This window comes from Chitinophaga sp. CCNWYY40 (genome assembly GCF_037483205.1).
In the GTDB taxonomy this organism is placed as follows: Bacteria; Bacteroidota; Bacteroidia; order Chitinophagales; family Chitinophagaceae; genus Chitinophaga; species Chitinophaga ginsengisegetis.
This window is the reverse complement of the sequence record NZ_JBBHLF010000004.1, coordinates 716,274-736,978: the sequence shown is the minus strand read 5'-3', so window position 1 is coordinate 736,978 and position 20,705 is coordinate 716,274. Positions and strand designations below refer to the sequence as shown.

General features: G+C 46.1%; 19 protein-coding genes. 10 read left to right on the top strand and 9 right to left on the bottom strand.

The window, feature by feature from the left end; translation table 11 throughout:
* Nucleotides 1-20: 20 nt before the first annotated feature.
* The 7 genes from murD to mraZ form a co-directional block, all read right to left on the bottom strand.
* Entirely contained in the window at nt 21-1,361 is a 1,341-nt protein-coding gene (gene murD, locus V7S65_RS17695) for a UDP-N-acetylmuramoyl-L-alanine--D-glutamate ligase (RefSeq protein ID WP_079469395.1), read from the bottom strand.
* A 24-nt stretch (nt 1,362-1,385) separates the two neighbouring features.
* A complete protein-coding gene (gene mraY, locus V7S65_RS17690) occupies nt 1,386-2,645 on the bottom strand; it encodes a phospho-N-acetylmuramoyl-pentapeptide-transferase (RefSeq protein ID WP_336387440.1) in 1,260 nt (419 codons plus the stop codon).
* An 88-nt stretch (nt 2,646-2,733) separates the two neighbouring features.
* The gene (locus V7S65_RS17685; protein WP_079469393.1) at nt 2,734-4,200 is read right to left on the bottom strand and encodes a UDP-N-acetylmuramoyl-L-alanyl-D-glutamate--2,6-diaminopimelate ligase; all 1,467 of its coding nucleotides are present in this window, start codon (nt 4,198-4,200) and stop codon (nt 2,734-2,736) included.
* Complete coding sequence (locus V7S65_RS17680) at nt 4,201-6,279, bottom strand: penicillin-binding protein (protein ID WP_235015929.1); 2,079 nt, start codon at nt 6,277-6,279, stop codon at nt 4,201-4,203.
* 239 nt (nt 6,280-6,518) lie between these two features.
* Nucleotides 6,519-6,896, bottom strand: coding sequence for an FtsL-like putative cell division protein (locus V7S65_RS17675; protein ID WP_235015907.1), 378 nt, complete (start codon nt 6,894-6,896; stop codon nt 6,519-6,521).
* Nucleotides 6,897-6,996: 100 nt separating this feature from the next.
* Nucleotides 6,997-7,908, bottom strand: a complete 912-nt coding sequence (gene rsmH, locus V7S65_RS17670) for a 16S rRNA (cytosine(1402)-N(4))-methyltransferase RsmH (RefSeq protein ID WP_079469391.1) — start codon at nt 7,906-7,908, stop codon at nt 6,997-6,999.
* Nucleotides 7,909-7,920: 12 nt separating this feature from the next.
* A complete protein-coding gene (gene mraZ / locus V7S65_RS17665) occupies nt 7,921-8,388 on the bottom strand; it encodes a division/cell wall cluster transcriptional repressor MraZ (RefSeq protein ID WP_079469390.1) in 468 nt (155 codons plus the stop codon).
* A gap of 497 nt (nt 8,389-8,885) precedes the next feature.
* Between mraZ and V7S65_RS17660 the strand changes: the two genes are divergently transcribed.
* The 10 genes from V7S65_RS17660 to V7S65_RS17615 all read left to right on the top strand — a co-directional run bounded on the left by V7S65_RS17660 (nt 8,886) and on the right by V7S65_RS17615 (nt 18,029).
* Nucleotides 8,886-9,716 (top strand): outer membrane protein assembly factor BamD, encoded by an 831-nt coding sequence (locus V7S65_RS17660; RefSeq protein ID WP_079469389.1) that lies wholly within the window; start codon nt 8,886-8,888, stop codon nt 9,714-9,716.
* Nucleotides 9,685-10,026, top strand: a complete 342-nt coding sequence (locus V7S65_RS17655) for a DNA-directed RNA polymerase subunit omega (RefSeq protein ID WP_079469388.1) — start codon at nt 9,685-9,687, stop codon at nt 10,024-10,026. Before V7S65_RS17660 ends, V7S65_RS17655 begins: the two co-directional genes overlap by 32 nt.
* Before the next feature lie 102 nt (nt 10,027-10,128).
* Nucleotides 10,129-11,349 (top strand): bifunctional phosphopantothenoylcysteine decarboxylase/phosphopantothenate--cysteine ligase CoaBC, encoded by a 1,221-nt coding sequence (gene coaBC, locus V7S65_RS17650; protein WP_336387439.1) that lies wholly within the window; start codon nt 10,129-10,131, stop codon nt 11,347-11,349.
* A complete protein-coding gene (gene porD / locus V7S65_RS17645; RefSeq protein WP_079469387.1) occupies nt 11,342-12,271 on the top strand; it encodes a type IX secretion system protein PorD in 930 nt (309 codons plus the stop codon). Before coaBC ends, porD begins: the two co-directional genes overlap by 8 nt.
* Nucleotides 12,272-12,285: 14 nt before the next feature.
* Nucleotides 12,286-12,768 (top strand): DUF4296 domain-containing protein, encoded by a 483-nt coding sequence (locus V7S65_RS17640; protein WP_159454269.1) that lies wholly within the window; start codon nt 12,286-12,288, stop codon nt 12,766-12,768.
* 18 nt (nt 12,769-12,786) lie between these two features.
* On the top strand, nt 12,787-13,479 hold the full coding sequence (locus V7S65_RS17635) for a CoA transferase subunit A (protein ID WP_079469385.1): 693 nt from the start codon (nt 12,787-12,789) through the stop codon (nt 13,477-13,479).
* Nucleotides 13,480-13,515: 36 nt separating this feature from the next.
* The gene (locus V7S65_RS17630) at nt 13,516-14,172 is read left to right on the top strand and encodes a 3-oxoacid CoA-transferase subunit B (protein ID WP_079469384.1); all 657 of its coding nucleotides are present in this window, start codon (nt 13,516-13,518) and stop codon (nt 14,170-14,172) included.
* 165 nt (nt 14,173-14,337) lie between these two features.
* Complete coding sequence (locus V7S65_RS17625; protein WP_336387438.1) at nt 14,338-15,738, top strand: DUF5723 family protein; 1,401 nt, start codon at nt 14,338-14,340, stop codon at nt 15,736-15,738.
* 131 nt (nt 15,739-15,869) lie between these two features.
* Complete coding sequence (locus V7S65_RS17620; protein WP_079469382.1) at nt 15,870-16,709, top strand: aminotransferase class IV; 840 nt, start codon at nt 15,870-15,872, stop codon at nt 16,707-16,709.
* 15 nt (nt 16,710-16,724) lie between these two features.
* Nucleotides 16,725-18,029, top strand: coding sequence for a cryptochrome/photolyase family protein (locus tag V7S65_RS17615; RefSeq protein ID WP_336387437.1), 1,305 nt, complete (start codon nt 16,725-16,727; stop codon nt 18,027-18,029).
* Nucleotides 18,030-18,084: 55 nt separating this feature from the next.
* Here V7S65_RS17615 and V7S65_RS17610 read toward each other — a convergent pair whose 3' ends face one another.
* Both V7S65_RS17610 and V7S65_RS17605 read right to left on the bottom strand, forming a co-directional pair.
* Nucleotides 18,085-19,239, bottom strand: coding sequence for a TlpA disulfide reductase family protein (locus V7S65_RS17610; protein WP_336387436.1), 1,155 nt, complete (start codon nt 19,237-19,239; stop codon nt 18,085-18,087).
* Between the two features lies 1 nt (nt 19,240).
* The gene (locus V7S65_RS17605; RefSeq protein ID WP_336387435.1) at nt 19,241-20,701 is read right to left on the bottom strand and encodes a RagB/SusD family nutrient uptake outer membrane protein; all 1,461 of its coding nucleotides are present in this window, start codon (nt 20,699-20,701) and stop codon (nt 19,241-19,243) included.
* Between the last annotated feature and the right edge of the window lie 4 nt (nt 20,702-20,705).

Sequence of the window (20,705 nt, the reverse complement as noted above, 5' to 3'; positions counted from 1 at the left end):
ATCCTGTTCATCAACACCTGTTACAGTGCTTTTACTTCTTCCTTAAACTTCCTGCCACGGTCTTCATAATTTTTAAAGAGGTCGAAGCTGGCGCATGCGGGCGACAATAAAACGATGTCTCCTTTTGTGGCCTGTTTAAATGCTTCCTGTACTGCGTCGTGCATACTGGTGGTGTTAATCATCACCGGTGTGTCTTTTGATAACGCAGCAAAGATGGGGGTGTTGTCCACACCCATACAAATAATTGCTTTTACCTTTTCTTTCACGAGGTCGCGGATGGCATCGTAGTCGTTGCCTTTATCCACGCCGCCCATGATCAGTACAATGGGCTTGTCAAAACTTTCCAGTGCAAACCAAACGGAGTTTACATTGGTGGCTTTGCTATCGTTAATAAAATCCACGCCTCTAACCGTTGTCACGTATTCCATGCGGTGTTCGAGGCTTTCGAACGACGCAAGGCTTTCGCGGATTTTTTCATTTCTTATATCCATGGTCCTGCCTGCAATTGCTGCTGCCATTGAATTATACAAATTGTGTTTTCCCTTTAATGACAGGTCATACATTGACATGATAACCGGTTCTCCGTTGACATCTATGTGCAACTGGTCGTTGGCAATAGAGCCGCCTTCTTTCAGTGGTTTCATGATGGTAAAAGGTATTGATGCTGAATAAATGGGTTGCTGCGCTAAATGTCGCATGATCTCAGGATCATCCATGCAGTAGATGAAGTAGTCTTCAGCTGTCTGGTTCATGGCAATTCTGAATTTGGAGGCTACGTAATTTTCCATGTTATAGTCGTAGCGATCCAGGTGATCAGGCGTAATGTTCAGCAGGATGGCCACATTGGGTTTGAAGTCCTTAATGTCATCCAGCTGGAAGCTGCTGATTTCAATCACATAATACTCCGCCGGTGCGGTTGCCACCTGCCTGGCATAGCTCACGCCAATATTGCCTACCATCGCCACATCCAAACCTGCGTTTTTAAAGATGTGATAGGTGAGGGCCGTAGTGGTGCTTTTGCCATTGCTGCCGGTGATGGCAATGATCTTTTTACCTGTCGAGAAACGGTAGGCCAGCTCTATCTCAGAAATTACGGGTATGCCTTTTTCGCGTACCTTTTTCATCAGTTCCGATTTCTCAGGAATACCGGGGCTTTTAACGATTTCGTTTGCATCCAGTATGATATCCCAGGAATGATGTCCTTCTTCAAAAGAGATCTGGTTTACCGCCAGTTCCTGTTTATAATTATCTTTTATTATCCCTCCGTCAGATACAAATACATCATACCCTTGCTGTTTTCCCAGCAAAGCCGCACCTATTCCACTTTCTCCTGCTCCTAATATGACGAGTTTATATTTCATTTCGTTTAGTCTCCTTAGTTAGTTTTATCTCATTTTCAATGTTGCAATAGCTACTACCACGCACATAATGGTCACGATCCAGAAGCGCACGGATATTTTACTTTCGTGATAACCGATTTTCTGATAGTGGTGATGCAGCGGCGACATTTTCAGAATGCGTCTGCCTTCACCATATTTCTTTTTAGTGTATTTGAAGTAAGATACCTGTAACATCACCGACAGCAATTCCACCAGGAACACACCGCAGAAGATGGGGATCAGTAGTTCTTTCCGCACAATAATTGCCAGCGAGGCAATGATACCACCCAACGCAAGACTACCGGTATCGCCCATGAAAACCTGCGCCGGATAAGCGTTGTACCAGAGGAAGCCGATACACCCGCCTACAAAGGCGGCAATGAAAATAGACAGCTCCCCGAGATTCGGGATGTACATAATGTTCAGGTACTCCGCAAACTGGATGTTACCGGATACATATGCAAAGATACCGAGCCCTATTCCAATGATGCCCGAAACGCCCGTTGCCAGTCCATCCAATCCATCCGTAAGATTAGCGCCGTTGGATACGGCGGTAATAATAAAGATCACCACCAGGATATAGAGTATGAACGTATACTTTTCTGCGCCTGGGATCCAGGAGATCAGTTTGGAATAATTGAACTCATGGTTTTTTACAAACGGAATAGTGGTGATAGGCGTTTTAACATCCACAAAGCGGTGTCCGTCGCGGGTTACACGCTCCGGATGATTAGTCACCTGTCTTTCATAAGGCGCCAGTGGTTTTGCGCCCATTACTTCACGGGATACCACCACATCGGTATTAAAATAAAGTGTACAGCCAACAATCAAACCAAGTCCAACCTGTCCCATGATCTTGAAACGTCCTGCCAGTCCTTCTTTATTCTTTTTAAATACTTTGATATAATCATCCAGGAAGCCAATCAGTCCTAACCATACGGTAGATAACAGGATCAGCCAGATATATACATTAGCCAGCTGGGCAAAGAGTAAAGTGGGAATTACGATGGCAGATAAGATGATGAGTCCTCCCATCGTAGGGGTTCCTTTTTTGGTATTCTCTCCCTGAAGGCCCAGTTCACGGATAGTTTCGCCGATTTGTTTTTTCTGGAGAAATCTAATAATCCTTTTACCGAACAGCAAAGAAATAACCAGCGACAGCAGTAATGCCATCGTTACACGGAAAGTGATATACTGAAACATACCACCGCCGATGACGCTGATCTTAAATTCTGTTTTCAGGTAATTTAAAAAATAATATAACATATGTTTTAGTCGTAACCCGCCCTCCGCTGTCCGGGGAGTACAGGCTTTTAAGTCATTGGATTATTAAGTATCTATCTTCAGTTTTAGTTTATTTCTCCAGGGTTTTCATCAGGTCCAGCAGCACTTCTTTATCATCGAAGTGATGTTTAACGCCTTTTATTTCCTGGTATTTTTCATGTCCTTTACCTGCCACCAGGATGATGTCTTCCCGGTTGGCGAGCGACAGCGCCGTTTTAATGGCTTCTTTCCTGTCGGTAATTGAAATAACTTTCTTTTTCAGGTGAACAGGCACGCCTGCTTCCATTTCCCGGATAATTTCCGCCGGATCTTCCGAGCGGGGATTATCAGAGGTAAGGATTACGCGATCGCTGTTTTCCACTGCTACATCTCCCATCACAGGGCGTTTGGTGGTATCCCTGTCGCCGCCGCAGCCTACTACTGTGATCACCTGTTCATTGCCTTTACGCAGGTTTTTGATGGTAGCCAGTACATTTTTCAATGCATCGGGCGTATGTGCGTAGTCAACTATAGCGATGATCTGTTCTTTATCGGAAATGATATAATCAAACCTGCCTTCTGCACCGGAAGTATCACTGAGCGCCTGTAATGTTTTGGCTTTATCTATACCCAGCAATACCGCTGCGCCGTAAACGGCCAGCAGGTTGTAGGCATTGAACTCACCGATGAGCCGGAAATGCACTTCTGTATCTCCTACCAGCATCACCAGTCCGGTGAGATTGTTTTCCAGGATCTTTCCTTTAAAATCTGCCAGTGTGCGCAGGCTGTACGTTGCTTTTGTGGCTTTCGTATTCTGCAGCATTACTGTTCCTCTTTTGTCGTCCAGGTTAGTGAGCGCAAAAGCGGAGGAGGGCAGGTTGTCAAAGAATGATTTCTTTACCCGGATATATTCATCAAAAGTTTTGTGATAATCCAGGTGGTCGTGAGTGATATTACTGAAGATGCCTCCCGCGAATTTTAACCCGGCAATACGTTGCTGGTGAATAGCATGGGAGCTTACTTCCATAAACACATACAGGCAGCCGTCTTCCACCATCTGCGCCAGCAGGGCGTTCAGGTTAATGGGATCGGGTGTGGTATGTGTGGCCGGTATAACGGTATCGCCTATCTGATTTTGTACGGTGGATAATAATCCACAGTGATATCCCAGTTTGGTAAACAACCGGAACAGCAGGGTAGCGATGGTTGTTTTTCCGTTGGTACCGGTAACGCCTACCAGTTGTATTTTATGAGAAGGGTTATCATAGAAGTTGCCTGCCATGATACCGCTGCTGACAGCGCTGTTGCTTACCTGTACATAGCAAACATTTTCTGCCAGTTGTTCGGGTAATGTTTCACAGATCACTGCTGCGGCGCCCAGCGCAATTGCTTTTTCAATGTACACGTGTCCGTCTGTGTGTACGCCTTTCACTGCAATGAAAGCATCTCCGGATCCGATGGACCTGGAATCAATGGCGAGTGCGTGAATGGTAATATCTGTATTACCATGCACCGCCAGGATGCTTACATTATACAATATGTCTCGCAGCGTCTTCATCTAGCTCAGTTCTATTACGATTGTTTGTTCGTTTCCAATTTTAGTTCCGCCGGGGAGTGACTGCATTTTCACTTTACCGGCGCCTTTTATCACTACCCGTAATCCGGCGTTTTCGAGCAGGTACAGGGCGTCTTTAAGGCCCATTCCCGTAACATCGGGCACTGCGCCTTTTGTTTGTGCTACCTGCTGGAAGGCAATTTTGCGGTCTGTCACCTTAGCGCTTACCCAGCTGTTGTTAGCGGGGGCATTGCCGATGGGCAGCTGCAGTTTACCCAGGATTTGTTTCCATTCACTGCCTTTGCCATTTTTCAGTGACAGCAGGGTATCCAGTTGCATGGTTGCCTGCATGGGTTTTTGTCTTTCCACCGCGATAGCATATAATTTATCTGCCACCTCTCTAAACACAGGACCCGCAACGCCTGCACCGTAAAAGTGCAATGCATGCGGTTTATTTTTTATTACCACCACGCAGGTGTACTGCGGATCATTTGCCGGGAAATAACCGGCGAATGACGACTGGTAGATTTTATCTGCATACCCGCGGTTGCCGTTGGCCACGAGTGCGGTACCGGTTTTGCCTGCGAAGGTGTAAAACTGGCTGCGCAGCTTTTTAGCGGTACCATCTATCGGCACACCTTCCAGCATGGCCTGTACCTGTTTCAGCGTGCCTTGTGAGCAGATGCTGTCCAGCAGTACGGTAGGCTCAAACTGTTTTACTACCTGGCCATATTCCTGTATGGAGTTGACGAGGTAGGGTTTCATCATTTTACCGTTGTTAGCCACTGCATTGTACAGCATGCACGTTTGCAGCGGGCTGATAAGCACTTCATATCCGAATGCCATCCAGGGCAGGGATGTGGCACTCCATGTTTTGGAAGCGGTGGTTTTAATAACCGGTCTTCCTTCGCCTATGAGGTCTATACCGGAAAACTGGTCGAGCCTTAATCTTTTCAGATGGCCCACGAATTTATTAGGTTGCCGGTTATAGAACTGGTAGGCCAGTTTTGCCATACCCACATTTGAGCTGAGTTCAAATGCGTGTTTGATCGTTACATTTTGCGGGCCCGGGTGAGGTTCAGAATCGAATACGGTTCTGCGGCCTACCTGCCAGCGGCCACCATCCATGTTTACCATAGAGTTCATGGTGGCGTATTTATCTTCCAGCACTGCAATTACGGTAGCCAGTTTAAAGGTGGAACCGGGTTCCCCTACCTGCAGTGCGTAGTTCATATCTTCCCAGTAGCCGTTGCCATCGGGTTGCTTGCCGAGGTTAGCAATGGCTTTTATTTTACCTGTTTTCACTTCCATGAGAATGCAGGTGCCGTGATCGGCTTCATTCTGCACCATCATGTTCATGAGGGCTGTTTCCACGATATCCTGCATGTTTACATCGATGGTGGTTACTACATCACGACCGTTTTCGGGTTCAATATCGTAACCGTCTACAGGTACATAGGTGCCTCCTGCGATGCGGCGCATCAGTCTTTTACCGGTAACGCCTTTCAGGTATTCGTTATAGGTTCTTTCCAGACCTACGCTTTGTGAATTTTCGCGTGCCAGTCCGATGGTTCTGTTGGCGAGCAGTTTAAAGGGGTTGATGCGCTTACTTTTGGATTCAGCGATCATGCCGCCTTTGTTTTTGCCGAGGCGAAACATCGGGAAGCTGCGTAATTCCTGGTATTGATTAAAGGGTACGTCTCTTTTAAGTAAAAAGTAACGGTCCTTTGATTTATATCCTTCCTGTAACTGTTGTTTCCAGGCGGCTTTGCTGCGGTCGGTGAATATCTGGGAGAGACGGTAAGACAGTGAGTCAACGTTTTCCTTGAACACCAGTCCGTTTTTATCCCGCAGGCCGTCTGCTGCAAAGTCTATCCGGATGTCGAAATATGGGATGGAGGTTGACAGCATCCTGCCTTCCTCCGAGTAGATAGTGCCTCTTTCTGCGTCCAGTGCCACGTAGCCGGTGTGCAGGCTATCGGCCATACTGCGCCAGTAGTTGCCCTGTACGTTCTGGATATAGAACACTTTCACCAGGATGGCGACGCCGAACAGCGCCATGCCGATGAGGCACAGATACACTCTCCACAATATGTCCTTTTTTACATCCACGATGTTGTATTAGCATTTTAGTTTTTAGCCTTTAGCTGTCAGTTATTTACCCGGGGGCAGATAGCTGATGGCTAAAGGCTGATAACTTATAAGAAGATACCTGACACTGGCTGCATTTATAATTGAGATGCTTGCCATTGATTTGATTTACCAGCATCCCCGACCTGAGTTATGGGTCAGGCGGGCAGCGTCAGGCATCAATATTAAATTCATTTTTCTGTTTCCTTTTTCAGCACAATCTTTTGTGGAGGGGAGCTGAGTTGTTTAAGGCCCAGCGGCTCTACTGACTTGCTGACTTCACTCATTTTGCTTCGAAACATGAGCTCACTTTTCACGTTGATGTACTCCCACTTCAGCTCTTTAATTTCTTTGCCTAGTTTGTTAATGCGCCGGATCTTTTTTTCAGCGAGGTGACTGTTGGCGATATAGATTAAAGCCAGGAGGGAAAGGAAACCGATAAAGGGCATGTTTTGCACCAACGCTCTGTAGTTGATGCGCAAACGCCATTCTTTACGTTGCTCCGGGGGAAGGGTATTTACTTCAGCCGGACTTTCCTGGATTGTATCTATATCTTCTTCCTGCAACACGCTCTATGCCTTTTTAAAAATTGACAATATAAACCTGAACGCAACTCAAAACGGGTGTGTATAGGATAGGGTAGGATGTGGTGGGCGGTTTATAGCCGCGTCACGCTTGTTTTTCGGCCACCCGCAGTTTTGCACTTCTGGATCTTCCATTAAGTTTCAATTCTGCATCACTGGCGGTAACCGGTTTTTTTGTGATTAATCTGAACAATTTAGGGGGTGTTTCTTTTGCAAACGGATCTTCCGGTGCTTCTTCAAAACTTCCAGTCTTCATAAAATTTTTCACCATCCTGTCTTCCAGCGAGTGGAAGGTGATGACGGCGAGTCGTCCTCCTGGTTTCAGCACATTGGCAGCTTGTTCCAGTAAATCTTTCAGAGCGCCCAGTTCATCATTAACGGCTATACGCAAAGCCTGGAAAACCTGTGCCAGGTACTTTTGCGGGTTACCTTTTACGATGGGCTGGATCACGGATTTGAATTCTGTGATGGTGCGCATGGGGTGTGTTTTGCGCTGCTTTACAATTGTTTGGGCGAGGGTTTTCGCGTTGGTTACTTCTCCGTATTCCTGGAAAATCAGTTGTAACCTTGCTTCTCCCCATGTAGCCAGCAATTGGGCGGCAGTAAATTCTGTTCTTGTATCCATCCGCATATCCAGGTCGCCATCAAAGCGGATACTGAATCCTCTTTCTGCTGTATCGAACTGGTGCGATGAAACGCCCAGATCCGCCAGCACGCCGTCTACCTGGTCTGCTTTATGTAATTTCAGAAAGCGTTGCAGATGACGGAAGTTTTGTTGTACAAAAGTGACACGTTCGTCTATAATCCTGTTTCGGTAAGCATCTTCATCCTGATCAAACACTATCAGCCGTCCTTTTTCACCCAGTTTCTCCAGTATGGCTCTCGAATGTCCTCCGCCTCCAAACGTAGCGTCTACATAGATCCCATCGGGATTTATCTGTAACAGCTCCGTCGTTTCCTGCAGCAGAACGGGTAAATGATATTGTTGTTCGCCCATATGCTCCCCTCTTTAAATTGATATGTTGTTATCTCCTCCTCCCATTACCTGTTGTGCCAGATCACTGAACGCCCCTGGTGAGAAATTTTCAAAGAACTCCTGGTATTTACCTTTATCCCAGATCTCGATTTTATTGGATGCTGCTGCCAGCACAATATCTTTTTCCAGATTGGCGTACGACAGCAGGTTTTTCGGTACCAGCAGTCTTCCTGCACTGTCTAACTCCAGAATAGTGGCCCCGTTTAAGAAGTACCGCCTGAATTCCCTTACTTTTGGATCAAAGTCATTCAACTTGCTGATACGCTCGAAAATAGGCTGCCATTCGTTCATGGGATACAGGGACAAGCATTTTTCAAACCCTCGGTTAATCACAAACTGTCCTCCGGCCCCGTCTGTTAACTGCTTTTTAAACCCGGCAGGTAACAGAAAGCGTCCTTTTGCGTCCAGCGTCGATTCATATTCACCGAGAAATCCTGTCATACCATGGGGCAAAGTCCTTGAAAATCCTTTTTCAACACAAAATAACACTTTTTCCCACTTTTTAACGAAAAAATACTTTATAAATTTTTTCCACAGATGCAAGCGCCTGCATCATAGCCCTTTTGCTACCATTTATGCACCTTTATGGTGTATTAAACAATAATACGTGTGAATAACGTGTGAATAAGTGTTAATTTCATGTTCATATCTTGCAGATGCCCACGGAGTGAGACATTCCCGAATGGGATAGCGGGTGGGAAAATGGTACGGAGAAATGCTTATGCGTGGAATTTTTTTATAATATGAGGCTTTTTCTGCCGCTTTTTGTCTCTTAAAATCCAATTTTCCACATCCGGGTGGGAAAAATGTCAGCAACCCCGGCGGTGGTGGAAAACTCCCCTTTCGGCGATTTAATTCCCTCTTTTGCAAAATTTTAACAGCAATCAAAATCTCTCTGCCTTACATTTACATTTAATTCTTAATTTTGCCACTCTTTTATGCGGAAATTTTTATTGTACATCAGTGTTCTTGCGGTTGTCGTATCTACCTCCTGTAACAACCAGTTACGGAGAATAGAAAAAAGCAACAACTTTGAAAAGAAGTTGGACTACGCAAATCAGCTGTTCCAGAAGAAAAAATACAATACGGCAATAACACTCTATACCGACCTGGTTCAGGTATATAAGGGAACAGAGAAGTTTGAGCCCATGTATTACAATTTCGCATATTGCTCTTACTATGTTAAGGACTACGTTCAGGCAGCTTTCCAGTTCAAAAATTACCTGGACCTGTTCCCGAACAGCCCCAGAGCGGTAGAAATAGATTATATGCAGGCATATTGCTACTATAAGCAGTCGCCAAAGGTATCACTGGATCAAACCAATACCATGAAGGCCATTGCTGCTATGCAAACCTTCATTAACAACTACCCTACGGCAGATAAAGTGTCGGAAGCCAACCTGGTAATCGAGTTGTGCAGACGCAAGCTGGAAAAGAAAGAGTTCTCCAGCGCAGAATTATATTATAACCTGGGCTTCTTCAAAGCCGCTGGTATTGCCTTCAAAAACCTGATGCGCAACTACCCCGACTCTGACAAAAGCGACAGTTACAAAGTAATGGCCATCAGATCTTACTATAATTATGCTAAAAACAGTATCCCGGAGAGACAAAAGGAGCGCTACGCAACGGTTCTCGACGAATACCTGGACTTCGCGGATCACTACCCGAACAGCAAATTAAAGCCAGATGCCGAAAAATTTTATACCTTAGCACAAAACAACATAAAAACACTGGATAATGAGCAAATTAAAGCGAAGTCTAACCAGTAGCCTTAATCCCTGGGTAGAAACCAAAAACACTACCGACATTAAGAACAGAACTGGTAATTTATATGAGTCTATTGCCGTAATAGCCAAACGCGCCAATCAGATCAATATTTCCGTGAAAGAGGAGCTCCATTCCAAACTGGAAGAGTTTGCCAGTCATACTGACAACCTCGAAGAAGTGCACGAGAACAAGGAGCAGATTGAGATTTCCCGTTTTTATGAAAGACTGGCAAATCCGGCAATCCAGGCTACACAGGAGTTCCTGGACAGCAAAATTTATTTCCGCAAGAACGACGACGATTTGTTTAGCTAATCCGCCACACATTATTTTGTGAGGTGCGTGATTGCGAAAAATAAAAATATTAATTTCATGGCGGCAGAATGATTTCTGCCGCTTTTGTTTTTATATATGTCCATGGACGCTATCAAAATGCTACAAGGAAAAAAGATCCTGCTCGGAGTGAGCGGCAGCATCGCTGCCTATAAGGCCGCTACCCTCATACGCCTGCTGGTAAAGGAAGGAGCTGAAGTGAAAGTGGTTATGACCACCGCCGCCGCCGGCTTTATTACCCCCCTCACCCTGGCTACCCTCTCTAAAAATGAGGTTCCCCTCAATATCAGTGACCACAACAGCTGGAATAATCATGTGATGCTGGGCCGCTGGGCAGATGTAATGCTCATCGCTCCCGCTTCAGCCAATACCCTCGCCAAAATGGCCCTGGGGTTGTGCGACAACCTCCTGCTGGCCGTATACCTCTCCGCCACCTGCCCTGTACTCTTTGCCCCGGCAATGGATGAAGACATGTGGCATCATCCGGCCACCCGCAGCAATGTGGATAAACTCATCTCCTTTGGTCATCAGCAGATCCCCGTAGAATCCGGGGAGCTGGCAAGTGGCCTCTTCGGGGAAGGCCGCATGGCAGAACCAGAACAGATTTTGACCTTTCTGCAACAGCATTTTCAGCAGAAAAACGGAAAAAAGGCACTGAACGGCACCACTGCCATCGTTACAGCCGGTCCTACGATCGAACATATTGACCCGGTTCGCTACATCAGCAACCACTCCAGCGGCAAAATGGGAATTGCCATTGCGGAGGCCCTGGCAGATGCCGGCGCCAATGTACAGCTGGTACTCGGCCCCACTTCGCAGAAAACAACCCATCCGGGTATCACCGTCACCCATGTGCAAACCGCCCAGGAAATGTTTGATGCCGTAACCACCCGCTACCCCGCCGCCGGGATAGTAGTGGCCGCTGCCGCCGTAGCTGATTACCGCCCGGCAAATGTGGCCGACAAAAAGATCAAAAAAGGGGAAGCACAGTTACATATCGATCTCGAAAAAACACCTGATATACTCCGCTCACTGGGCGATAACAAAGGTCCGCAGCAACTGCTGGTAGGATTCTCCCTGGAAACAAACAACGAAAAAGAATATGCGCTGAAAAAACTGCGCGACAAAAACCTGGACCTGATCGTGATGAATTCACTGGCAGATACAGGTGCAGGCTTTAACTATGATACCAATAAAGTAACCCTGTTTGACAAAAACGGGAATGAACGCAGTTTCCCTCTCAAATCCAAACAGGCCGTGGCCCAGGATATTGTTTCCGCTATAATCGAATTGCAACATGCATAATCGTTTCCCGTTGTTCCTGCTGCTTGCAGGCGCCTTCTTACTATTCTGCTCCCCCGCTGTGAAAGCCCAGGAAATAAGGGCCAACGTATCTGTCGTTGCCCAACAGATACAGGGAGTGGACAAGAAAATATTTACTACCCTGCAGAATTCCATCCGGGATTTCCTTAATAACCGGCATTGGGCAAATGATGCCTTTACACCGGCAGAACGGATAGAATGTAACTTTTTGCTGAATATCACCGGTACTTCCGGGAACGACAGCTATAAGGCATCCCTGACCATACAGGCCACCAGACCCGTATACAACGCCAGTTATGTAACCAGCCTGCTCAATATCCAGGATCCCAACGTAGTGTTCCGGTATGTGGAATTTCAACAGCTGGAATTCAGCGATACCAGGGTGGTGGGAAATGATCCGCTGAACTCCAACTTAACCGCTATCCTGGCCTATTACGTTAATATCATCCTGGGCCTCGATTATGATTCCTTTTCCCCACGGGGCGGAGATGTATATTTTAAGAAAGCGCTTAATATTGTAAATAATGCGCCGGATGGGAAAGAAATTTCCGGTTGGAAGGCTTTTGAAGGAAACCGTAACCGCTACTGGTTACAGGATAATCTTCTCAATGCAAAATTCCTCCGGTTTCATGATGTGATGTACCAGTATCACCGGCAGGGACTGGACCTGATGTATGATGATGTAATCAAAGGCCGTGCAGCCATCCTGAACTGCCTGAACATGCTTTATGCCATCCACCAGGACATCCCCAATTCCATGCTGATGCAAACTTTTTTCCTTTCCAAAGGAGAGGAGTTATTGAAAATATTCTCCCGTGCCACGCCACAGGAGAAAAGCCGTGCAGCGGAATTGCTTTCGCAGATGGATGTACCCAATGCGCAGAAGTATCAACAGATGAAGTAACAGCTATGATGAATATGATGATGAAATACGCCTCCCTGGCTTTGTTAGCGGTATTTTTGGTCGCCTGTGCCAACAGTGACCAGGTGCCGCGTAAATATATTTCAAAGGAACGTATGACAGGTATCCTGGTAGATATGTCTATTGCAGATGCCTACAGCAATGAACAACAAATGCAGGTTACTTATACGCCCAACTTTGATTCCCTCAGACAGGAGAAAGTAAAGATCTATTACAAACAGATACTGGACCTGCATAAAGTAACCGTTAAGGAATTTATGGAAAGCTACCGGTATTATGAAAGTCATCCCAACAGGCTGAAGGAAGTTTTTCAAATGGTACAAACAGATATTGCTTCCAGGAAACAGCGGTTGCCCAATCCGATTGATGAAAATGCGCCGCTCCGGTTTCGTATGAAAAGCATTTTCCCTTATGCAGACAGCGTGCTATTGCTGCCGAAGACCGATACAACCCGGCCTTTTATCAAGCGGCAGCCCTAATCTATAAAACACCAAAACATGAACAAAGTAGTAGCAAATGCCGACGAAGCCATACAAGATATCCGGGATGGAGCGGTACTGATGCTGGGAGGGTTTGGTTTGTGTGGAATTCCGGAGAATTGTATTACCGCCCTGGTAAAAAAAGGGGTGAAAGATCTTACCTGTATTTCCAATAATGCAGGCGTAGATGATTTTGGTCTTGGCCTGTTGCTCAAAACCAGGCAGATCAGAAAAATGATGTCTTCCTACGTAGGTGAAAATGCAGAATTTGAAAGACAGCTGCTGGCTGGAGAACTGGAAGTAGACCTCATTCCCCAGGGAACGCTGGCCACACGCATCCAGATGGCAGGCATGGGCATTCCTGCTTTTTTTACACCAGCCGGTTATGGAACAGAGATCGCTGAAGGAAAAGAAGTGCGGGTGTTTGACGGCAAGCCTCACCTGATGGAACTGGCACTGCACGCCGATTACGCCATCGTAAAAGCGTGGAAGGGAGATACACTGGGCAACCTCGTATTCCGTAAAACCACCCGGAATTTCAGTACCTCAATGGCCCGGGCAGGACAAATCACCATTGCTGAAGTAGAGGAACTGGTGCAACCCGGAGAGCTGGAACCCGACCAGATACATGTGCCGGGTATTTATGTGCGCCGCATTTTCAAAGGTGGCAACTATGAAAAAAGGATCGAACGCAGAACGGTAAAGATCTAGTTCATCCAATTCTCCACTTTTCAAATCTGATATTTTATGCCTCTCGATAAATATGGTATTGCCAAAAGAATTGCGCAGGAACTGCAGGATGGTATGTATGTAAACCTCGGTATTGGTATTCCTACGCTGGTATCTAATTACATCCCTGCCGGAATATCTATTATGCTGCAGTCTGAAAACGGGATACTCGGTATGGGACCGTATCCTGCTGCGGAAGATATTGATGCTGACCTGATCAATGCAGGAAAGGAAACCGTTACCCTGCTGCCCGGTGGCAGCTTCTTTGATTCCGCAGAAAGCTTTGGTATGATCCGCGCCGGTAAGGTAGATCTTACGGTATTGGGTGCAATGGAAGTATCCGATACCGGTGATATCGCCAACTGGAAAATTCCCGGTAAAATGGTGAAAGGCATGGGTGGCGCAATGGACCTGGTAGCTTCTGCAAGGAACATCATTGTGGCCATGATGCATACCAATCCCAAAGGAGAAAGTAAATTATTGCCGGCATGTACATTACCACTTACCGGCGTTAACTGTGTAAAGAAAATTGTTACGGAACTCGCTGTGCTGGATGTAACGCCCGAAGGATTTAAGCTCCTCGAACGTGCGCCTGGTGTTACGGTAGAAGAAATCCGCGCTAAAACTGCCGGGAAACTGATCATTGAAGGTGATATTCCGGAGATGAATATTTAACAGCAACATTCGTATATACGTCACCGTGCCCTGCTTTCCCGGAAGCAGGGCATTTTTATTTTTTGGTAAAAAAGTCGTTTTTATAATATGTAATTAATTTAAATATTTATAATTTAGCATGCTTAAGTTGTTAATCTCGTTTATTCCTAACCTATAATAGTCACTATGAAAAGGATTTTTACATCCGCATTATTATTGTCATGCTGTGCACTTTCCACGCAGGCACAGGACCTGGCCGGATTCCGGACCAGTAACTACGCAGGCGTAACCAGCGTATTTTCCAACCCCGCCAACATCGCCGACAGCCGTTACCGCTGGGATGTTAATCTCGTGGGTGTAAACGCAGGCGTTTCCAACAACCAGCTGAAGTACAAACTGGGAGATGTAGGCTCCGCATTTGGAGAGGACACTATCAAGAGCCAGTTGTTTGGCCAGGGTAAGGGCCTTACCAAAGCATTGGTGAACCTTGCAGTGTATACTCCCTCCGTTATGTTCAACGTGGGGAAGTTTTCTTTTGCCGTTACCACCCGTGCGCGCGTAGTGGCCAATGTAACTGATCTGGACGGCCGGCTCGCCGATAAGATCATGAATGACCTGTCTGCAACCGACAACCTGCCTTACAATATTGCTTCCAACAGCAATATGCGGGTTAGTGTGAATGCCTGGTCGGAGTATGGCGTATCTGTGGCCCGTGAAGTGATTACCGTGGGTCCTCATTTCCTGAAAGCCGGTGTAACCCTGAAATACCTGGCCGGTTCCATGAACGGCACCATAAACATCGATAAGCTGCATGCCACTATGGATGTGGATGAAGGTCAGCAGGAGGCTTTTCTTACCAATGCTTCCGGTAAAGTAGGCATGAATTTCTCCGGGATGAACCTTTCCGATTTTAAAGCGGAAGATGCTTCCAAAATGGTGGGACACGGCATTGGTGCAGAGTTGGGCGTGGTATATGAATACCGCCCTGCCAGCGAAAATGTTTCCGGAAAAGGAAGCAACAAGTATAAATTCCGCTTGGGCCTATCCCTCATGGATGCAGGCAAAATCAAATACGAACGTGATGTAACACGTAGTGGTGCATTTACCATTGGAATACCGGCTAATCAACAGTTTTCACTGCAAAATCTGCAGGATGTAAAGCTGGATAATTACAAAACAGAATTAGGTAAGTATCCGCAATACTTCACACCGGCAGCAGATAATAACAATGCTGATTACTCGGTGAGCCTGCCAACTACCTTACAACTGGATGGCGACTATCACATCCATCATGCGTTTTACGTAAACGCAAACATACAGCTGGCTTTAACAAGCGGCGACAAAAAACCTTACAACACCCAGTATTACAGTGGCTTCAGTATCACTCCGCGTTACGATGGCCGTATATTCGGCTTCTTCCTGCCGGTAAGCTACAACCAGTTATCCAAACTGAATGCAGGCGCCAGCTTCCGTGTAGGTCCGCTGTATCTTGGTTCAGGCAGTGTACTCAGTGCATTACTGGGATCTTCTCATCAGCTGGATGGCTTTGTGGGTGTCCGTTTTGGAGGATTGCAACGGCATAAATAATACTTAACCTCTATAGGGATTTAGATATTTTGTTTTTGGAATACATACTTCCATGAAACAAAATGTCTAAATCTCTAAATTTATAAATCCCTAAATAATTGGTACCTTTCAACTTGCTAAAATAGTTCGAGGTGCAAGTTGGATTTCTTTGTTATAACGGTAAATATATTCCTGCGGCTGACCCGATTTTTACGGCAGATAATCGATCTTTCAGATACGGGGATGGCTTTTTTGAAACCCTGAAAGTATACCAGGGACAAGTATTGCTGGCTGACCTGCACTTTGAACGGATGCTTGCCAGTTTACACCTGCTGCATTTTGATATCCCCACACATTTTACCAAAGCATATTTTGTTAAGCAGATACTGGAACTCTGCAGTAAGAATAACGTATCCCAGATGGCCCGTGTTCGCCTGGCTATCTTCCGGTCGGATGGTGGTTTGTATGATCCGATCAATAACTTACCGAACTACATTATCCAATGCTGGGAATTAAGCAGAACCATATTGGAGTTAAATAACAGCGGGCTGGTAACAGATATCTTCCCCGATGTAAAAAAAAGCTGTGATAAATTATCCGCTATTAAATCAAACAACTGCCTGCCCTATGTGATGGCAGCAATGTATGCCAAGCAGCACCGGCTGAATGAAGCTATTTTACTCAATCCTTATGGAAGAGTGGCCGATAGCACCATTGCTAATGTATTTATTGTACGGGATAAAGTGCTTTATACACCGCCATTGTCTGAAGGTGGCGTGTGTGGCGTAATGCGCAAGTATTTGCTGAAAACAGAACTGCCATTCAAAATAGAAGAAAAGCCACTGAATATAGAAGACCTCGAAAATGCGGATGAAATATTTTTAACCAATGCCATCTATGGTATCCGTTGGGTAGGCCTTTTCCGCGACAGCAGCTATGGAAACGCCACCGCCGCTATTTTACACGAGGTATTACATGAAAGCATGTTGTAAAAATCACCTGCTGAGATGGAACAAACAATCAGTTTATGCTGGTTTCGCCGCGATCTCCGGCTTGACGACCAGGCCGCTTTCTATTATGCGCTACGTGCCGGTAACCCGGTAGTGCCGGTATTTGTTTTTGATACACATATCCTCAACGACCTGGAAGATAAACAGGACCGCAGGCTTACCTTTATTCATGAAGTGGTGGAAGACATGCAGACACAACTGCAGCAACTGGGTTCCTCAATGGATATTTTTTATGGTACACCGGAAGCCGCTTTCACACACTGGATCAGTAAATACAAGGTAGCTGATGTATATACCAATCATGATTATGAACCTTATGCGAAAAGCAGGGATGCTGCAATAGCAAAGCAACTCAGCGAACACGGGATTTCTTTTCATAGTTACAAAGACCAGGTAATATTGGAAAAAAATGAAGTGCTGAAAGATAACGGTGAACCATATACGATATTTACACCTTACAGCAGGAAATGGTATGATACCCTCACCTTTTTTCATATGAAACCTTATCCCTGCAAAAAATATTATCAGCATCTCTTTAAACAACCACCTGTAAAAATCCCTTCCTTAAAGGAGATGGGATTTATCACCGCAGAAAAGCATTTTCCCGCAAAGAACCTGGACGAAACACTGGTTAAACATTACGATGAAACCCGCGATTTTCCTGCTATAAACGGCACCTCAAAATCAGGCATCCATCTGCGCTTTGGTACGGTAAGCATTCGCGCATTAATGCAGCAGGCGATGCAGCTCAATGCTACCTTTGCAAAGGAATTGATCTGGCGGGAGTTTTACCAGATGATCCTCTGGCACTTTCCTCATGTGGCAGGAAATTCTTTTAAGAAAGAATATGATAAAATAGTTTGGCGTAATAATGAAGAAGAGTTTGAAAGATGGTGTAATGGCCAAACAGGTTACCCGATAGTAGATGCCGGCATGCGGGAACTGAACACCACCGGCTTTATGCACAACCGTGTTCGCATGATTGCCGCCAGTTTTTTAACCAAACATTTACTGATCGACTGGCGCTGGGGAGAAGCTTATTTTGCAGCTAAACTGTTGGATTATGATCTTGCTGCGAATAACGGTGGCTGGCAATGGGCAGCAGGTTCGGGGTGCGATGCTGCACCTTATTTCCGGGTGTTTAATCCCACGCTGCAAACGCAGAAGTTTGATAAAGACCTGAAGTATATCCGCAAATGGGTGCCGGAATTTGAAGGATTTGAGTATGTGAAGCCGATTGTATCGCATGAGGAAGCGCGTAAGCGTGCATTGGAAGTATATGGAAAAGCGCTGAAGAAATAGCATAAAAAAAGCAGTGAAGACAACATCTTCACTGCTTTTTTTATGACTGCAAAATTTAGTGGTTAAACACTTCTTTCAACTTAACGTCCAGCGCTTCATGTTCTTCCCCGCCGCCACCATAGCGTGCTACAATTACTCCTTTCGGATCAATCAGTATCTGGGTGGGTAACGAATGAATGCCGAAGTGTTCGCTGATATCTTCCGGGTTAGGCTCATTCTTCATGCGCTTATTCATGTCCAGTCCGCGCAGCACATGTTTCCACACACCAATACCATCTTTTTCCACTGCTTTTTTCCAGGCGTCATGATTGCGGTCATCGTCAGATACACTGATCACTTCAAAGCCTTTATCCTTGTATTGTTTGTATAGTTCCAGCAGATGTGGATTACCCGCACGGCAAGGCACACACCAGCTGGCCCAGAAATCTACCAACACGTATTTTCCTTTGAAGTCCGATAAACTGAGTGGCTGGCCATTGATGTCTGCTTTGCTGAAATTAAAAGCAACGCTGCCCGGGGAGCCCTGTTCCAGTTTTTTAATCTCCTGGGCTATGTCCAAACCATCTTTACTTTGTTGTAAAGCGGGGCTTAAACTGTTGTAATAGTATTTGGCAGAATCCAGTGTCATGCTGCCTATTTGAAAGCGCATGAGATAAACACTCAGGAAAGAATTATGATGTTCACGGATAAATTTCCTTGACAACTGGTTGTTTGCATTAAAGTAAGGCGCCAGTTGCTCGCGGATAGCACCGGCTTTGTCGTGATCTTTTTCATTGCGTAATGCTTCCAGTAATGGCTGGTATTTCACGGTAGCCATTTCTCTTTCCTTTTCCAGCTGTACATTTTCATCATTGCTTGCGGAGCCTTTCAGTACGGTGGTGCTGAGGTCGCCGTTTGTGATAGTGATGGTCATGGCAGCGGGTTCCAGGAACAGGTATGCCTGCTCTTTTTTGTTGCCGGTCATGTTTTTGACCAGTGCCGCGGAAAATACGCCGGGGGCGGGTTGCGATAATGTACCTGTAAAGTTGAATCTGCCATTTTTAACTTCGGCACTGTCTGTAATATATTTTGCACCATTGCTATACTGCAGGTAGTATTTCGCAGGCGCATTGCCGGTAACGGTACCGGCTATACTGAATTTCTGTTGTGCCGTTACCAGCTGACTGAATGCTAACGGTAATGACAGTACGCAAATTATTCTTTTCATCATGTTATTGTTCGTTTTGTGTAAGATTAGGATTGAGGATGATTTCTTCTTGCGGGATGCGCAGTAATATCTTCGGGCTGGTAGCGGCGATGGTCATAGTACCACTGCTGGCAGAGGTGTAGTTGCGTACCATCGGTAAACCGTTTCTGAAATAGTCGAACCCGGTATGTCCTTCGAAAGCAAGTTCCAGGCGGCGTTGCAGCAGTATCTCATCAAACAGCGCCTGTCCGGAAAGGTCTACTGAGGCAAGTCCTGCGCGGTTTCGGATGATATTCAGATCGGCCAGTGCAAGATCCTTTTTACCGAGCTTGGCATTGGCTTCTGCACGGTTCAGGTATACTTCTGCAAGACGGATATACCGGAACGGCGATTTGCTGTAGATGGCTGAGTACAGGTACATATATTTAGCCGTGGCAATACTGTCGTTGGGAAAGCCGGGCGTTACATTTACTTTGTAGTGCGACGTGCGCAGATCTGTTTGGGCAATCCGGCTCAACAAATCGGGAGAAGGCCGGTAGTAACCGCCGGTGTAATTGATCTGTGGCGGATAGGCATATTGCTGGCTGATAGAAGCACTGCCATAATCCACATTGCCCGCAAAGATATCTTCCTTATTGGCGGTATTGCTGCTGTTGTAGTAAGCCCGGTAAGCATTGTCAGTGAGCAATGCATATTTGTTACTGCTAATCACCTGGTCCGCATAGCTCACTGCCTTCTGATTAAATGCTGCATCCGGTTGCTGGAGAGTACCACCCATATAGAGATACACCCGCGATAACAAAGCGGCGGCGCTCATTTTTCCGGCAAAGCTGTTGGACTTCTCCTGGCTGAACAGCGACATGGCTGTTTCGAGATCTGAAATGATTTGCCCGTATACCGCTTTGACGCTGGCGCGCGCCGGCTTATAATCGGTGCCGTTGGCGGCGGTGGTAATAAGCATTACACCTGGCGATCCTGCTGCATCCTGGTAGTAAGGCTTTGCATAAAAGCGCACCAGGTTAAAGTATACGAACGCTCTCACAAACAGCGCTTCTGCTTTCGCCTGCAATACCGCCGGGCGCTGTTCATCTTTAGGTACATTATCCAGTAGTTTGTTGGCATGCAGAATAGTAAAGTAACTTCCTCTCCATAAGTAGTAAGTCCAGCTATGATCTTTGTCAGGAGAGTTAGTATAATCAAACGCATCCGAGTAGCGGTTAGGTCCCAGATCGAGCGAACGGATATTGTTACCGTGTGTTTCCGAAAGGAACATAGTAATATCACCGTATCCAAAGCTGCTGCTTTCCATAGCAACACCGGTGGTGATCATGGGATACAAACCCAGTGCGGCCTGTGAAAACCCTTCCGGGGTGCTGAACTGGGCATCTTCGTTGGTAACGTTGTGCGGACGTAGTTCATCCAGTTGTTTGTTGCAGGCGCTTAACGAAATAAGGCTGATAGCGGCTATTATAATTGTACGCGTCATTTTC

Excerpts from the sequence above, each read along its gene's own strand:
- murD (WP_079469395.1), bottom strand. The coding sequence starts at position 1,361 with ATGAAATATAAACTCGTCATATTAGGAGCAGGAGAAAGTGGAATAGGT.
- mraY (WP_336387440.1), bottom strand. The coding sequence starts at position 2,645 with ATGTTATATTATTTTTTAAATTACCTGAAAACAGAATTTAAGATCAGC.
- V7S65_RS17685 (WP_079469393.1), bottom strand. The coding sequence starts at position 4,200 with ATGAAGACGCTGCGAGACATATTGTATAATGTAAGCATCCTGGCGGTG.
- rsmH (WP_079469391.1), bottom strand. The coding sequence starts at position 7,908 with ATGGGCGAACAACAATATCATTTACCCGTTCTGCTGCAGGAAACGACG.
- mraZ (WP_079469390.1), bottom strand. The coding sequence starts at position 8,388 with ATGACAGGATTTCTCGGTGAATATGAATCGACGCTGGACGCAAAAGGA.
- V7S65_RS17660 (WP_079469389.1), top strand. The coding sequence starts at position 8,886 with ATGCGGAAATTTTTATTGTACATCAGTGTTCTTGCGGTTGTCGTATCT.
- V7S65_RS17655 (WP_079469388.1), top strand. The coding sequence starts at position 9,685 with ATGAGCAAATTAAAGCGAAGTCTAACCAGTAGCCTTAATCCCTGGGTA.
- coaBC (WP_336387439.1), top strand. The coding sequence starts at position 10,129 with ATGGACGCTATCAAAATGCTACAAGGAAAAAAGATCCTGCTCGGAGTG.
- porD (WP_079469387.1), top strand. The coding sequence starts at position 11,342 with ATGCATAATCGTTTCCCGTTGTTCCTGCTGCTTGCAGGCGCCTTCTTA.
- V7S65_RS17640 (WP_159454269.1), top strand. The coding sequence starts at position 12,286 with ATGATGATGAAATACGCCTCCCTGGCTTTGTTAGCGGTATTTTTGGTC.
- V7S65_RS17635 (WP_079469385.1), top strand. The coding sequence starts at position 12,787 with ATGAACAAAGTAGTAGCAAATGCCGACGAAGCCATACAAGATATCCGG.
- V7S65_RS17630 (WP_079469384.1), top strand. The coding sequence starts at position 13,516 with ATGCCTCTCGATAAATATGGTATTGCCAAAAGAATTGCGCAGGAACTG.
- V7S65_RS17625 (WP_336387438.1), top strand. The coding sequence starts at position 14,338 with ATGAAAAGGATTTTTACATCCGCATTATTATTGTCATGCTGTGCACTT.
- V7S65_RS17615 (WP_336387437.1), top strand. The coding sequence starts at position 16,725 with ATGGAACAAACAATCAGTTTATGCTGGTTTCGCCGCGATCTCCGGCTT.
- V7S65_RS17610 (WP_336387436.1), bottom strand. The coding sequence starts at position 19,239 with ATGATGAAAAGAATAATTTGCGTACTGTCATTACCGTTAGCATTCAGT.
- V7S65_RS17605 (WP_336387435.1), bottom strand. The coding sequence starts at position 20,701 with ATGACGCGTACAATTATAATAGCCGCTATCAGCCTTATTTCGTTAAGC.